Here is a 15,792-nt window from a genome sequence, read left to right on the forward strand (position 1 = left end):
TATTATCCTTGTGAGCGCAGTATCTCATTTTGCTGCGCAACTTTCTTTTTCCATTGCTCCGCACGACGAGTACGGTCAGCAACTTGCCCCACGAGTTGTCCACACGCAGCGTCGATATCATCACCACGTGTCTGACGAATCGTACACACAAAACCGGCATCAGACAAAGTTTTTTGGAAAGAAATAATACGGTTACGGCTTGAACGACCGTATGGCGCATGCGGGAACGGGTTAAACGGAATTAAATTAATTTTGCTTGGTAAGTTTTTCAACAGCTTTAACATTTGCTGTGCATGTTCAGGATGGTCATTTACACCATCTAACATCACGTATTCGATGGTCACATGTTTACGTGAACTTTCATTGCCATCTTTGGCGATATAACGCTGACAAGCAGCAATCAATTGTTCCAACGGATATTTTTTATTGATCGGAACAAGTTCGTTACGTAGTTCATCATTTGGCGCATGGAGTGAAATTGCCAAGGCTACATCAATGTCTTGTGCCAATTGGTCAATTTTAGGCACCACACCTGATGTTGATAAAGTCACACGACGCTTCGACATGCCATACGCAAAGTCATCCAACATGATACGCATTGAATTCAATACAGCATCATAGTTCAACAACGGCTCACCCATGCCCATCATCACCACGTTGGTCACTGAACGTTCACGATCTGCAACTGGCACATCTTCCATATAAGAGAAGTTCGCCATCCAAAGCTGTCCAATAATTTCAGCTTGGCTCAAGTCACGTTGAAAACCTTGTTTCCCAGTTGAACAGAATGAACAGTCCAGAGCACAGCCCACTTGTGACGAAATACACAAGGTCTTACGTGCGCCGGTTTTATCTTCTGCAGGAATGAGCACGGTTTCAACCAATGAACCTGCACCATCACCTACACGGAACACCCATTTACGAGTACCGTCTTTTGAATAATTTTTATGCACCACTTCAGGCGCTTTAATTTCACAAATCTTTTCTAGTTTTTCACGCAATTTACCAGAAATATTGGTCATTTCAGCAAAATCAGTCACGAAGAACTGATGAATCCATTTCATCACCTGCCCAGCACGGAATTTCTTCTCCCCCATTTCTTCGAAGAATTTTTCCATTTGCGGACGTGACATGCCCAGTAAATTCACTTTCTCCACAGTATTTTGCTGCGTCGGAGCGGATGGAGATTGTTGCTGTGCATCAGAAACAGCTGATGTAGCGACTACTTCAGTACTCATGTGTAATTACCTAAACCATGTCTAAAGATCAAAGGAGAAGCTCAGTTATTGAGCAAAGAATTATTCAGAGAATAAAAAAACCAGACAAGCAGTATACCACTTATCTGGTTTGAATACTTCGAATTAACGAGTACGTGGAGCGATCTCAGTTTGAGCGAAGAAGTAGTTAACTTCACGATCAGCAGATGCTACAGAGTCAGAACCGTGAGCAGCGTTTTCGTCGATGCTTACAGCGAAGTCTGCACGGATAGTACCAGGAGCAGCTTCTTTAGGGTTAGTTGCGCCAAGGATTTCACGGTGAGCAAGAACTGCGTTTTCGCCTTCAAGAACTGAAACTACAACTGGACCAGAAGTCATGAATGCAACTAGGTCACCAAAGAAACCACGTTCTTTGTGCTCAGCGTAGAAGCCTTCAGCTTCAGCTTGAGTCAAGTGTTTCATTTTAGTTGCAACGATTTGAAGACCAGCTTTTTCGAAACGAGCAAAGATGTCGCCGATGTGGTTTTTAGCAACTGCATCTGGTTTAACGATAGATAAAGTACGTTCAATAGCCATGAGAGGCTCCTTAAGTCAATTTGACGTGAAAAATTTGCCGCATTATACCGAATAATGCGCTATTTTCTGCTTTTGCTATACAAAAAAATTGCTTTTTTCGATGTAGGGATTAACTTGCCTCATCAATCCAGGCCATCTGAATTCCCTCAAGCAGACCTTCAGTCGACTTTTCTGGGTCATCAGTGAAATTTGGCAATGCACATACCCATGCATGTAGGTCAGTAAAGCGAATCCATTGCGGATCAACATCAGGGTGAGCTTCATACAGCTCAATTGCGATATCAATGGTATCTGTCCAGCGTAAACCCATGGGTCTTCCTAACATCGTCTATAGAATGATGGCTTACTTTAACAAATTTCAGCAATTGGACGTGATAAACCCTTTTAATTTTTTTATTACCAGATTTTGCAATTGTGATGTCCACATCAAACTATAAAACCAAACCCAAAAGAGGTGCACAGAGAATAATCGCCGCACCCACTGCAGCGCCTATTGCAGCACCCACTGCCACATCACTTGGGTAATGCAAACCTAAGATCATGCGGGATAATGCCACCAATAAGCTAAAGGGCAACATTAAGACCAACAGCATGGGTTGAATATAGCCCAGCACTGTTGTTGCCATGACCGCATGTAGAGTATGCCCCGATGGAAAACTAAAATGATCTAGAGGGCGTTCACCTAAGCGAATCACTTGATGCACTTGGTACGGTCTTGGGCGCACAGTTTTCTTTTTGAGGAGTTTATAGATCGAGGTGCCGACGAAACCACCCAGTAATACATAGACGATTTGCACACTGTAGGAGATGCCCTGCACGATCCAAACCGTCACCAACATGACATACCAAAACACACCATCACCAAGTCGACTCACCATTTTAAATATGTCAGCGACAACTTGTTGATGTGAAAAATGATTGAGATAAATACAGCCTTTTAAATCGAGATGCAGCATTCTTGTTTTTGCATTTTTAAAATTCATCGCTAATCTCCTATCTACAGTCAAAGCCTGACTGTGTTGGGGTTGAGCTAGATTTGTGTTGTTATTTTTACAAGTTTAGATCTTTGTTTAACTCAGCTTAGGTTCTCTTTTTGACAGTGCAATGATGCTTTAATGACAGTTCGATGAATATTGATTTTTGAAGATGTTGAACTTTTCAATATAGCCAATAACGCTAGCTCCATTGGCTCATCATGGCTTGATCCACCACGCGATATAGCGCTTGCTCAAATTGCTGTACAGGATATTGCCATCCGATTTTAGCAGCGTCTTTTGCCGCCTCGATGCCCATTGTTTTTAATTTAGCGCGTTGCGGCAATTGCTGCATAAGCCGAATAAATTCATCGGTTCGAGATAAATGACATAACCATCCCGTTTGCTGATTTCTCACGTGCAGTTGGGCACATGCGGCATTATATGCAATCACAGGCAATCCGCTGGCCATTGCCTCCAAAACCACATTACCAAAGGTCTCAACCTGACTTGCGAAAACAAAAACATCCGCACTGGCATAGGCTTCCGATAAAGCCTGACCACTTAAACTTCCCATAAAAATAACATCTAGGGATTTTGCCAGTTGCATTAGTCGTTCACGATCAGGCCCATCACCCACAATGACCAATTTCGTTCGTGCATCCATAGCCAACATCGAACGGTAGGCAGAAATCAAAACATCCACCTCTTTTTCAGGAGATAGCCGACCGACATAGAGCATCACGCGGGTATGTTCATCTGCTTGCCACTGTTGTCTCAGTTCTGCTCGATAATGTGAGGGAGAAAATCGACTATGGTCCACACCTCGCCCCACCACCACCAATGGACAACTAAAACCTAATCGATGCAAGGCATCCGCAGTATCTTGGCTCGGGACACAGGTGAGTTGAGTATTGTTATGAAACCATCGTAAATAATGTTGTACAGGCTTCATTAAAAACGCTAAATCAAAGAAGCGACTAAAATCATGAAAGGCCGAATGAAAACCACTGGACACAGGAATCTGTAAAGAACGCGCCAGTTGAAGCATAGCAAATCCCAAAGGTCCTTCAGTGACTATATGCACAATGTCGACTTGGGCTTTTTTTAAAGCTTTACTCAGTTTAATTAGTTGCGGCCAGCCAAATTGTAAACCTGAATATTTAGGAATCGACTGCGCTCGAACCAAACACTCTTGATCAGGTCTGAAATCATGACAACTTTCGGACTGTTCAGGACGTATTAAAAAAATTGAGTTGCCTTGTTGCTGCAAGCCTTTACACAACTGCAATAAAGAATGTGCAACACCATTAATTTCTGGCGCCCACGTATCTGTAACAATGGCGATTTTTAGACCTGGACGGATTAAAGTTGAGACCGTTTGCATATCCATTCGTGATTGCATATGCTTAAATTGGAATTGAAAGCGTGCAGGTTCATCCTGCATACACCCCAAATCGTTAGCCGATTCTGTCATGATCTTACACGCTTCTTATAAATGTATATCCACAGTTTAAGCAGCAATTTTTTGCATTTTGATGATTATTTGATGACAGTTTATTGAAAGAAATTATCTTATTTCATCTACAAAATCATGATTTATCCGTAGTTTTTAATCACTTTTAAAATCGTCTGACCCGCACGAGAAGCTATTTGCATATCTGCGTTCATCCTTTCTAAACACCCACTCATACTACGAAGCCCCACACTCAAACCAGCTTGATTAACCAGATCCACATCCCCCCACGCCATTGTCTTCAACTTCCATTATCAACGCCGAGTTTTCATAATAAATTCGGATCTGCACCACGGTCGCATGACTATGCTTCACAATATTGGTTAATGCTTCTTCAGCTACGCGCTGTAAGCTTAGACATTCCAATGGGGTAACATCCACTTCCCATTTTGCAGGAACTGACCATTTAGCGTGTATATCGAGCTCATCAAATAACTGATTAAAACGGTGTCTAAAGTTGTTATCGGGGAAGCATATGCTGAAATCAAATTTCCTTCATTTCTGACTTTATACGCATAGCAGAAAATTAAGCTACTTAGATTAGAGCCCAAGATTCACCTAAATATCTATCATCAAGCTTCAATCTAGCGGTATGAACGAAATCAGCACTCTGCATTATTCACCTTAGCCATGAAGAAAATCGGTCGCTAAGCATCTCAAAACACCATATTTACAAAGACTGTATCGCGGTAGATTCCTGCAGGTGTCGTTGCATTCACTCGTTCTACCAAACGCACAGCAATCACATAGTTATTTTTGCCAGCGCCTTGCTCGGTAGAAACATTCCACAGATTTTCCATCGCACCTGAAACAGTCATTCGTGTTTTCAGCTTAATCGGGCCATTCGTTACAAAACTACTGCCCGAAGTATCCTGCAAATTTCGGCTATTAAAGCGTATGCGGTATTTACCTGAACAATCGACACTAAATGAACTTGCCGCTTGACTATTATAGTAATTCGCCAAGCGCATATTGGTTTCACTGATTCGTCCCATTTCACAGCGACTCGGTGCTGCAAATGTTATTGAACTAAATAACGCTGCTGAGATGAGTAAAATACTTTTCATTGGAAATACTCCTTTATTTACACTGCAATGTAATTAATTCAGGAGTTTGGTTTTCTACCTTTTTCGGCACTGTTAACGCTGTTTGGCAAGATCGACCACCACTGGTCCTCACCGTCAACTTGTAGTAGCCTTCAACCAAACCATATAACATTACCGTGCCATCTGAACCCACTGGATAAACATCAGCTTCTGGGGTATCAATTGCAACTTCACTTCCTGCCACAAATTGATGACCTTGTTCATCCAATATTTTGACCAATATTTGTTGTGTATCAAATACTGAAAAATTAATGTTATAACCACGCTGTCTTAACGCAACTAAACGATGTGCAGCATTTGGAACTTTGCTTTCGATCGGCAATTGATTTTCATCGAATGAAATATCGTAATTAATATAAGGAACGATATCGTGTACAAAGGCATAGCCTTTTTTATTGGTTTTCGCGACTGGAGACATTGATCGCATGACATCAATATCTTCACGACCACCAACATTCACTAAAGCAAAAGCATTATCGACAAAACTGGTCAATGCGTATTGACCGCCCAACCACACCATAGCGCCACGGTAGCCAACCTGTGTTGTTGAATCATTTTCACTATAGAGATGACTCAAGGTTAAATCACCAACATTAGTGGACAAACCACCATAGGCATTTAATACCGTTTCATCATTACGATAATCCACACCGAGCGCATAATTTGCACCATATTCACCAAATGCATTTTGGATGAAACGTACACCGCCGGATTTATTGGTACCTGCATCAGCCTGAATACGTTTACCACCACCAAAATTATAAGAAAATGTAATAAAGGCACCTGAGTCATCGCTATCACCAAATTCTTTAAAATAATTGGCGGTATACATTAAATTCTGTGTGATTTCGCGACTCACACCCACTGTGAGCATTTTGCGATCCTCTAATTCAAATAAAGGATCATTAGATTCATACTGGGTTTGTTCGATATAGTTCAGGTTTAAATTTTGAAAGAATGGAAAATTAGCAAAACTCAAATACGCCATATTTTCAAATTTTGGAAAAATATGATTATCTTCATAACCCAACGCCCGATAATCATTTGTAGCGTAACGAGAACTCACACCAAAATTGAGTTTCCCGAAATTACGACTGATAGCAAAACCAGCAGAATAGCCATCGTCGTCATCGGTTTTACTGCCTAAAAAAATACTGTCTAAAACAAACCATCGATTGACCGCTTGCGTCCATAGCAGTCCTGCATTTTTTACTTTGTCACTATAGGTTGCACTTGCACCCAACGTGGTACGACTGGTGACACCTCTACGCCAATAGGCTGAACTAAAAAAATCGCGATAATCACTATTTTCTTCGTCATAACTGAAGCGTAGTTTCCCTAATGATATGTTATAATCATTTAAATCTTCTTTAAGCAATTTACTACTAATTAATACCGGGAAGCTTCGAACAGTGGTATTCCCCAATACATCTTGTACAACCATTTGCGCTGTACCGGCACTTTCAATATTGGCACCTGTTTGTAAGTTATAATCTCCAGGTGAAATCTTTTTCTGATAAATATTTACGCCATCAATATATAAATCAACAGTCGAAGGTAAAACCGCACTGCCTTTTAGACTTGGAATATTCCAATACACGAAATCTGGGCGTGACGTATAGTCTGTACCAAAACTCAAACCACCAAATCGCACACCATGAATTAATGCACTATATGCAGAGGTCGTATCACCAATAACCAGTTTGGTCGCACTTTTAGAAAAATCAAACTCAAGACTACTATTTAACCTGACGAATTTTTCTTCACGATAATCATCACCTTTATTATTTCGATAAAAGGCATTATTTCTTAAAATCCAATTGTCTTTAAACACGCCCAGTTCAGGTAGCACACCAAAATTATTATGTTGAGTATTATTTTCAAAATGCATTTCATAATTAAGAAATGCACCAAAATTTGCAGGCATCGGCTGGCTGATTAAGGTATCAGTTTCTAGCCCAAAGAAATATTTTGATGGAAGATTAATTTTGACGGCTTGCAATTGAGGATCAAATCCAGACTGAATATCTTGATCCGTTACCAAACAAAATGAATTTTTAGTTGCATGTCGTTTCAGAATTTCTACTTTGATTTGCAGCTTATCAAGATCTGCGCATTCTATATAAAACTTGTTATTTTCAGTCAGTAATAATACTTCGCTCTTGCGGTCTACTTCGTTTACCCAAATACTGGTTGGAAATAAATCATCAGGCATATCAACGGCTTCTGCATGAGCAGAATTAGCACATAAAATACAATATAGAAGCAATGTAATTCTGTTCATAGCCACTACTCAACTAAATTAAACTCCAAAGGAGTGTCACCTTTATCTGTTTCCACAACGACTTTATAATTACTAGCGCCTTGTAAAGAAACATTCCCGATGTCGTATTGGTTTTTACCTAATGCCAATAAATATTTCATATCGGAAGATTCAGCGACTGTTTTTTTGCTTTTATCGATGACATAAAGTTTTTGGATTTGAATGTGTGATTTTGCTAAATTTTCAACCTGAATAATGGTGCGACCATTCGTTTTTTTGGCAATAAATTTCAAATAAGCGGGTTCTTGTTTGCCGACAAAAAATGGCACATTAATACTTAATAACAGTGCAATTTTCGATTCAGAGTTCGTCACTTGTGGTAGCTCAGTATAAATAATACGCCATGCTTCTTCTTGTTGTAGATTCATACTTTCTACAGATTGAGTAAAACCCACACGAACCATTTGTTTTGAATTTGGTTTTAAAATAAAGTTTTTCGGATTGATAATAATATTGGATTCAGGTGAAAGAACATCTTCCCCTGCGGCATTTTGAGTCCATTTAAATGCTTGAGCCTCAAAAATACGTGGTGTCTCATCATCCCCTTTCGACTCCAAAGTAAATGTCGCACTGCGTTGTTTAGATTTATCGGTTAAATATAACTGCACAGGGCTAATTGAAATACCTGCAAATATTTGAGGACTCAATAAGCAAGTCATTAAACTAAATGAAACGACTTTGAATAAACTTTTCATATACCCACCCCAGTACATTTAAATATTATTATCAATTCAAAAATAAAAAGAAGTTGACCCTAACTGTGTAGAATCAACTCCCTAAATTTGGATTAGTAAGCTACTTTGATATATAAAGTATCTTTGTATGTACCAGCACGTTGAGTACCTGAAATTGTATTTTTTGGAGCTACAGATACAGCAAAGTTATCAACGCTCATACCAGTTACAGGTGTAGAACCGATTGGATAATTCACACCACCTTTTGAAGTCGTGATTTTTGTAAATACTTTGTCACTAGTGGTTTCATGTTTTACAAAAGTATCTGCACTTGAACCCGCGTTTAGCGTAGATAGATTTAATGTATATGGAGTGTTCGTTGTAACTGTAAAGCCACTAGCACCCCTATAACTGTCTTCAACGAGTTTGATGTCTTTACCTACCAAAAGCTCACATGCTTTAAGAATCTGTAACTCGATGTCGATTTCGCCTTCACACGGCGCACCGCCACATTGTTTAGATTCTTTTTTACCACCAGCGATTGCAGATGTTGCTGGAAGTGCTACGAACAATGTTGCAGATAGTACTGCGGTTAAAATTTTAGATGTAGACATTTCACTTCTCCATTCTCATATGAGATTTATTAGTATGTGCATCAAAGGATATTTATTAAGAAAAACTAATTAATCTTACTTTCCCTAGGTGCTGATTCATTCTTAATCATGTGGAGAAAAAAAGAACCTAATGCGGAATATTCACACGAATATTCATGTAATATTATTTTTTACGAATATTTAAATTATGTGGTTGTAATATATTAAATATTTTTAATTTTTATATTTTTATTTAATTTTTCTCTTTATCCCAAATTTTGGGGATTTTTTTCATATCCCTATTTTTTGGTATAACATATCTTATTGTTTTTATTAATTTTAGTAACATTAAAAATAATATAGGCTGTTACATATTTCACCAAATATTTGTGAAATAGTTCAAAATAATTTTCAAACAAACCAATACTACATGAATATTCAACCATATTAATAGTAAAGACCGATTAAATTTAAATTTTAAATAGAATCTCAAATGTATAATCACCACTTTCAGGTATGTCTTTTGAAACGCAATACAAGAATTACGTCACCAAATACTGAGCCTTTGTATTAAATTACAGGTTTTGAAACACGTCTTAGTTTCCAATGTTAAGCTTTTGTAAATCATATTTTCTTTCTTTAAATTTCAGATTTTTGTTTTTCAATTTTTTAGAATCTCATTTATTACATGAACTATCACGCATATTGAAATTCAGCTCCTCTCTTTCAACGCACTTTTTACTTTGATTTTTTATTCAAAATACTGAATACCTCTTTTAAAACTGCCTACATTCTTCTTTAGAAAATTCTATAAATAAAAAAAGCCCCAAGTTATGGGGCTTTTTAAAAAATTTAACTTACTCACTGACTGGATAAAGCAATCCTTGATCGACTCGAAAGATTTGACCTGATCCAAAGTCGATCTGCTGCAACTCTCCTTTTAATTTTGGGAAGCCTGCAATTTTTTCCAATTGTGGTGAGCGCTGAAAATTCTTCGTTTTAGGGTTGTACATCCAATAAATAAATTGCTTATCTTCTATTTTTCGACCATCAGAGGTATCTGAGAGTACAACATCATAGTATCCATCAAAATTAACATCCAAGAATCCTATACTACTCCCAAAGGCATTAAAGCCTTGTAAAGACTGTAGTACTGTGCCATTTGACTTATTAATCACATCTACGCGTTTTAGAGACTTCCCATAAGGTTGGTCTGCGGATTGCACCCCATAAAACTTAAACAGCAGGATAGGTTTATCTACAGCTTTAAACGCAGGCTCAAACTGTAGATAACTTGTAGATGGTGGTGCCGTTTGTTCCGTCAGTTCAGCTTTAAACGAGCCTGTATTTGCATTCAATGTTCCTGCTAATCGATAAGCTGTTGCAGCACTTTGTTCAGTCACAACATTAACTGAATTCAAGTCAATAAAATCAGCTTTTTGAGTCCCTTTAAAGTTAATTTGTTTGGGCTCTTGCAGATCAGTCAAAGTCCCGTGCGGATTCCATATTCCAGCATACAAGTCTAAGAAATAGCGCCCTTCAGTCGAACGAAGCATCCGCTGCATGGATATGCGAACATCAGGTAAAGGCTTTAACTCAGGCTGTGCTATATCTGCATCTTGTGCAAAACCCACCACAGGTAGACAAAGAGCGAGTAAAAGAGAGAGTTTTGATATTTTCATTGCAATTACACACTCCATACAGCATGAATAATGCCTACTCTATCACAACCTAAATTCAACACAGATGACACAAATATAGGAGTTTTGAAACTATCTATGACTCAAACCATTAGATTAAATTGGTGCCGCTTTTAAAGCCCATGTTTCCAATCTTTGGCATCCCCATTAAAAACATCTTTTTTGACTGAGAAATAAAATTTTGTTCTTTTATTGCTCTACAACTTTTTTTACTTGAATACAAGGAAGAAAAAGTACTGCTTTGAATGAAGCCCAAAAAGCAAATCACCGTTGTGGACGCAAAGAGGCCACGTACTGCCTTTTATCCTTTCTAGGTACTTAGCAAATTTAAATACCACTCAAATGAGTGGGCTTCCACATTCAAATCAATTGATTGGAGAAATTAGTTTTTCTCTTTATCAACGGTTTTACTTGCCTTTATGCTGATTTCAGTAAGGCATAAAAAAGCCCCTGTTAAAAACAGGGGGCTTTTTGACTTAGAAATCAAAACTTAGTTCTTTTCTTTGTCTACGATTTTGTTCGCTTGAATCCAAGGTATGAGCAAACTCAGAACACTGTTCTGAGTGAAGCGCAAGGAATAAAAGCACTGCTTACATCATTTGAGGCACGCAGCCTTGATACCGTCTTTTGTAAGGCATAAAAAAGCCCCTGTTAAAAACAAGGGCTTTTTGACTTAGATATCAGAACTTAGTTCTTTTCTTTGTCTACGATTTTGTTCGCTTGGATCCAAGGCATCATTGCACGTAGCTTACCGCCAGTTACTTCAATACCATGAGCAGCATTTTGACGACGACGAGCAGTCATAGAAGGATAGTTCAACGCACCTTCTTGGATGAACATTTTCGCGTATTCACCAGATTGAATACGTTTAAGCGCATTACGCATCGCTTCACGAGATTGTTCGTTGATTACTTCAACGCCAGTTACGTATTCGCCATATTCAGCATTGTTTGATACTGAGTAGTTCATGTCCGCGATACCGCCTTCGAACATTAAGTCAACGATCAATTTAAGTTCGTGTAAACATTCGAAGTAAGCCATTTCTGGTGCATAACCAGCTTCAACAAGAGTTTCGAAGCCCATTTTAACCAATTCAACAGCACCACCACAAAGGACTGCTTGCTCACCGAAAAGGTCAGTTTCAGTTTCTTCACGGAATGAAGTTTCGATAATACCAGTACGGCCACCACCAACACCTGAAGCGTAAGAAAGCGCAACGTTACGTGCATTACCAGAAGCATCTTGGTGAACAGCGATAAGATCAGGTACACCTGAACCACGTTGGAATTCTGAACGTACAGTATGACCAGGCGCTTTTGGAGCAACCATGATTACGTCAAGGTCAGCACGTGGAACAACTTGGTTATAAAGAACAGAGAAACCATGAGCAAATGCTAGCGTTGCACCTTGCTTGATGTTTGGCTCAATTACGTCACGGTAAAGTTGTGATTGGAACTCATCTGGAGTCAAAATCATAACTAAGTCAGCTTGAGCTACAGCAGCAGGAACTTCTGAAACTTTAAGACCAGCATTTTCAGCTTTTTTCCAAGAAGTAGAACCAGCGCGTAGACCTACAGTTACGTCAACGCCTGAATCTTTAAGGTTAAGCGCATGAGCATGACCTTGTGAACCATAACCAATGATTGCTACTTTTTTGCCTTGGATGATAGATAAGTCTGTGTCTTTATCGTAAAAAATTTGCATTGCTGTCTCCGCTAAAATGCTTTCGTTTCCTTTAACTTGATACCGTGATTCTGTTTGATTATTCACGTTTCAAGTACCTCACCCATAGGAGTGAGGTGAATATATAAAATTAGATAGTTAAAACTTTTTCGCCACGTGCGATACCTGAAACACCTGAACGTACAACTTCTAGAATTGTATTTTCAGCTAAGGCATCAATAAAACCATCTATCTTTTCAGTTGTACCTGCGATTTGAATGGTATATGTCGTTGGCGTTACGTCTACGATTTGTCCACGGAAAATATCCGCAGTACGTTTAATTTCGGCACGTGCTGAACCGAGTGCTTTGACTTTAATTAACATCAATTCACGTTCAATATGAGCACCTTCAGACAAATCAACAACTTTAACAACTTCGACAAGCTTGTTGAGTTGTTTGGTGATTTGTTCAATTTTATGCTCATCGCCATACGTGGTTAAAGTCAAACGCGAAAGCGTCGGATCTTCTGTTGGCGCTACGTTTAATGTCTCAATGTTATAACCACGCTGAGAGAATAAACCTACCAAACGTGAAAGCGCACCTGCTTCGTTTTCTACAAGTACAGAGATAATATGTCTCATTGTGTGCGCTCTCCTTTGCCTAACCACATATCTTTCATTGACTGGCCAGCAACCAACATTGGATATACATGCTCTGAACGGTCAACCATCACGTTAATAAACACGCACTTGTCATTGATCGCCATTGCTTCAGCAAGCTTCGATTCGAGTTCATCTGCATGATCAATTTGAATACCCACATGCCCATACGCTTCCATTAATTTAGGGAAGTCAGGAAGTGACTCAACATAAGAACTTGAGTGACGACCTTCGTAGTTCATGTCTTGCCATTGCTTAACCATACCTAATGCACGGTTATTCAAGCATAGAATTTTTACATTCAAGCCATATTGCTTACATGTAGAAAGTTCTTGGATACACATCTGAATCGATGCTTCGCCAGTAATACACACTACTTGTTGATCTGGGAAGGCAAGTTTAGCTGCCATAGCATATGGCAAACCTACACCCATGGTTCCTAGACCACCTGAGTTGATCCATTGACGTGGACGTGTGTATTTGTAGTAAAGCGCACCAAACATTTGGTGTTGACCAACGTCTGAAGTAATGATGGCTTGACTATTGGTAATTTTATCCAATGCTTCAACAACTTGCTGTGGCTTCATTGAACCATCAGTTGGTTTATCATAGTTCAAACCATGAACTTGACGCCATTCATTGATTTGTTTCCACCAAGCCGCGATATCTTCTGGATTTGGTTTAGACACATTCAATTGCTTTAATTGAGCCAACATTTCAGTCAATACAGGCTCTACTGCACCCACAATTGGGATGTGCGCCATAATTGTTTTTGAAATCGTTGCTGGGTCAATATCAATATGAATGACTTTTGCATTTGGACAGAATTTCGCTGGATTATTGGTTACACGGTCATCGAAGCGCGCGCCTACACACAGAATCACATCTGCATTGTGCATGGTCATATTGGCTTCGTAAGTACCATGCATACCCAACATACCGATGAACTGTTCATCATTGCCCGGATACGCACCAAGACCCATTAAGGTACTGGTTACTGGATAACCCAATAAATGTGCAAGTTCTGTCAACTGTGCAGAAGCGTTGCCTTGAACCACACCACCGCCTGAATAAATAATTGGGCGTTTGGCATGAATCAATTCATCAATTGCTTTACGAATTTGACCTGAGTGACCACGATGCGGCGGTTGATACGAACGCATTTTCACTTTTTCAGGATATTCGTAAGCAAATTTCTCTGCAGGATTCGTTGCATCTTTTGGAATATCAACGACAACAGGACCCGGACGACCACTTGAAGCGATATAAAATGCCTTCTTAATAATAGAAGGGATTTCGCTTGCATGACGTACTTGGAAGCTGTGTTTTACGATTGGACGCGAAATACCGACCATATCAGTTTCTTGGAACGCATCCTCACCGATAAGATGGCTTGCAACCTGACCTGACAAAATCACCATTGGGATTGAGTCCATATACGCAGTTGCAATTGGAGTTACGGTATTTGTAGCACCCGGACCAGATGTCACTAGTACGACACCTGTTTTACCTGTGACACGTGAGTAAGCATCAGCCATATGACCAGCAGCTTGCTCGTGGCGCACTAGGTAATGATTGATTTTTTCTTGTTGAAATAGCGCATCATAAATATGCAGTACTGCGCCGCCTGGGTATCCAAAAACATGTTCAACGCCTTCGTCCGCTAAAGCGCGTACGAGCATTTCACCACCAGATAAAAGTTCCAACGTGATTCACCCTAATCTTTTTTCACGCACAAATGGAGGGCATTTGTCGTGGTTAATTCATTAACTGTGTGCTCTGTTATAGCACACAAATTTCATAGTTTTCATAGCAATAAGAAAAAAATCTGACCTGCTTGCTGTTTGAGCAATATGGGGTCTAAAACATGTTGGGATAAACATATTTTGTTGGCTTTGTTCAACTTCTCGGCTAGAGAAGAAGTCCATTGCTAAAATGCACTCATTCGAAGGGTGATCGATCTAAGGCATATAAAACTAAAGACAGCATTTTTGTAGTTTCAACCATTAAAGTCAAGTTTAAAAATCGGCTTTTTTCTGATTACTTACAGACCGTTTGTTTTTTAAGCACACTCCCGTTCTTTGCATTCTTTGTAGTTTGTTTATTTATAACCAGTTAGCATGCATTTAATAAAATACTTTTATAAATCTAATAAATAAATTAAATGAATGGCTGTGAGTTTTTCATTCAATTGCCTCACTTTCAACTTAATGCATGGATTGAATGATAAGAACACAATATTTTGATTGCTTATTAATTCCACAATTTATCATTCACAAAGTTATTCATCCCACACGATGCCCCTTTTATCCTTTGTGCTAAAAAATGCATAGATTCTGCTGTCAAAAAAGCGCAAAATTTTCAGCATAATTTTGCATGATCACTATAACTTTGGGACTGAATATATGATGATGAAGACGACGATTGCTCGCACTGCCTGTATTTTATCTAGCATGGCGTTTTGCCTGACCAGTTTGGACCTTTCAGCGAAAGAATATTACAAATGGGTAGATGCAAAAGGTTCAACGCATTACACCACCACGCCACCGCCAAAAAATGCGCAGCGTAAAGGTAAAGTAAATACCTATGGCGCAACAACGACTACGCAATCTGCTCCAGCCAAAAGCCAACAAGAGGTTTCACGTGAAGCCGAACAGTCGAATGAACAAAATGAGCAACAAGCAGAACAACAACGCGAAGCCAATGCAGCTCTCCGCCAAGCTCAAGCGGTAGCTGCCGCAGCACAATAATTCACGCTAAAGTCTGCAATTTTGACTTAAATTATTTACA

At 39.3% G+C, this 15,792-nt stretch carries 15 protein-coding genes; 1 reads left to right on the forward strand and 14 read right to left on the reverse strand.

What is annotated here, in order from left to right:
• Window positions 1-2: 2 nt before the first annotated feature.
• The 14 genes from rlmN to FTU12_RS00375 form a co-directional block, all read right to left on the reverse strand.
• Window positions 3-1,238 carry a 23S rRNA (adenine(2503)-C(2))-methyltransferase RlmN gene (rlmN, locus tag FTU12_RS00310; protein WP_078189613.1) on the reverse strand — a complete coding sequence of 412 codons (1,236 nt, stop codon included), beginning with the start codon at window positions 1,236-1,238 and terminating at the stop codon, window positions 3-5.
• A gap of 123 nt (window positions 1,239-1,361) precedes the next feature.
• Window positions 1,362-1,793, reverse strand: coding sequence for a nucleoside-diphosphate kinase (gene ndk, locus FTU12_RS00315; RefSeq protein ID WP_078189614.1), 432 nt, complete (start codon window positions 1,791-1,793; stop codon window positions 1,362-1,364).
• A 109-nt stretch (window positions 1,794-1,902) separates the two neighbouring features.
• Window positions 1,903-2,103 (reverse strand): Fe-S cluster assembly protein IscX, encoded by a 201-nt coding sequence (gene iscX / locus FTU12_RS00320; protein ID WP_078189615.1) that lies wholly within the window; start codon window positions 2,101-2,103, stop codon window positions 1,903-1,905.
• A gap of 121 nt (window positions 2,104-2,224) precedes the next feature.
• Complete coding sequence (locus FTU12_RS00325) at window positions 2,225-2,776, reverse strand: phosphatase PAP2 family protein (RefSeq protein WP_180089874.1); 552 nt, start codon at window positions 2,774-2,776, stop codon at window positions 2,225-2,227.
• A 193-nt stretch (window positions 2,777-2,969) separates the two neighbouring features.
• Window positions 2,970-4,247 carry a glycosyltransferase family 4 protein gene (locus FTU12_RS00330; protein WP_373684132.1) on the reverse strand — a complete coding sequence of 426 codons (1,278 nt, stop codon included), beginning with the start codon at window positions 4,245-4,247 and terminating at the stop codon, window positions 2,970-2,972.
• A gap of 243 nt (window positions 4,248-4,490) precedes the next feature.
• Window positions 4,491-4,664 (reverse strand): ATP-binding protein, encoded by a 174-nt coding sequence (locus FTU12_RS00335; protein WP_180021011.1) that lies wholly within the window; start codon window positions 4,662-4,664, stop codon window positions 4,491-4,493.
• A gap of 275 nt (window positions 4,665-4,939) precedes the next feature.
• Window positions 4,940-5,350: a hypothetical protein gene (locus FTU12_RS00340; protein ID WP_078189619.1), complete on the reverse strand. Its 411-nt coding sequence runs from the start codon at window positions 5,348-5,350 to the stop codon at window positions 4,940-4,942.
• Window positions 5,351-5,363: 13 nt separating this feature from the next.
• The gene (locus FTU12_RS00345) at window positions 5,364-7,673 is read right to left on the reverse strand and encodes a fimbria/pilus outer membrane usher protein (RefSeq protein WP_180021013.1); all 2,310 of its coding nucleotides are present in this window, start codon (window positions 7,671-7,673) and stop codon (window positions 5,364-5,366) included.
• A 5-nt stretch (window positions 7,674-7,678) separates the two neighbouring features.
• Window positions 7,679-8,407 (reverse strand): molecular chaperone, encoded by a 729-nt coding sequence (locus FTU12_RS00350; protein ID WP_180021015.1) that lies wholly within the window; start codon window positions 8,405-8,407, stop codon window positions 7,679-7,681.
• A 92-nt stretch (window positions 8,408-8,499) separates the two neighbouring features.
• Entirely contained in the window at window positions 8,500-9,000 is a 501-nt protein-coding gene (locus tag FTU12_RS00355; RefSeq protein ID WP_180011654.1) for a hypothetical protein, read from the reverse strand.
• Between the two features lie 836 nt (window positions 9,001-9,836).
• On the reverse strand, window positions 9,837-10,661 hold the full coding sequence (locus FTU12_RS00360) for a hypothetical protein (protein WP_257227268.1): 825 nt from the start codon (window positions 10,659-10,661) through the stop codon (window positions 9,837-9,839).
• Window positions 10,662-11,366: 705 nt separating this feature from the next.
• Window positions 11,367-12,383 (reverse strand): ketol-acid reductoisomerase, encoded by a 1,017-nt coding sequence (gene ilvC / locus FTU12_RS00365; RefSeq protein ID WP_180021019.1) that lies wholly within the window; start codon window positions 12,381-12,383, stop codon window positions 11,367-11,369.
• Window positions 12,384-12,492: 109 nt separating this feature from the next.
• A complete protein-coding gene (gene ilvN / locus FTU12_RS00370) occupies window positions 12,493-12,984 on the reverse strand; it encodes an acetolactate synthase small subunit (protein ID WP_078189625.1) in 492 nt (163 codons plus the stop codon).
• Window positions 12,981-14,708: an acetolactate synthase 3 large subunit gene (locus FTU12_RS00375; RefSeq protein WP_168378448.1), complete on the reverse strand. Its 1,728-nt coding sequence runs from the start codon at window positions 14,706-14,708 to the stop codon at window positions 12,981-12,983. Before FTU12_RS00375 ends, ilvN begins: the two co-directional genes overlap by 4 nt.
• 699 nt (window positions 14,709-15,407) lie before the next feature.
• Between FTU12_RS00375 and FTU12_RS00380 the strand changes: the two genes are divergently transcribed.
• Window positions 15,408-15,752 carry a DUF4124 domain-containing protein gene (locus FTU12_RS00380; protein ID WP_257227269.1) on the forward strand — a complete coding sequence of 115 codons (345 nt, stop codon included), beginning with the start codon at window positions 15,408-15,410 and terminating at the stop codon, window positions 15,750-15,752.
• The last annotated feature ends 40 nt before the right edge of the window (window positions 15,753-15,792 follow it).

The organism is Acinetobacter sp. YH12063 (assembly GCF_013419715.1).
Lineage (GTDB): Bacteria > Pseudomonadota > Gammaproteobacteria > Pseudomonadales > Moraxellaceae > Acinetobacter > Acinetobacter amyesii.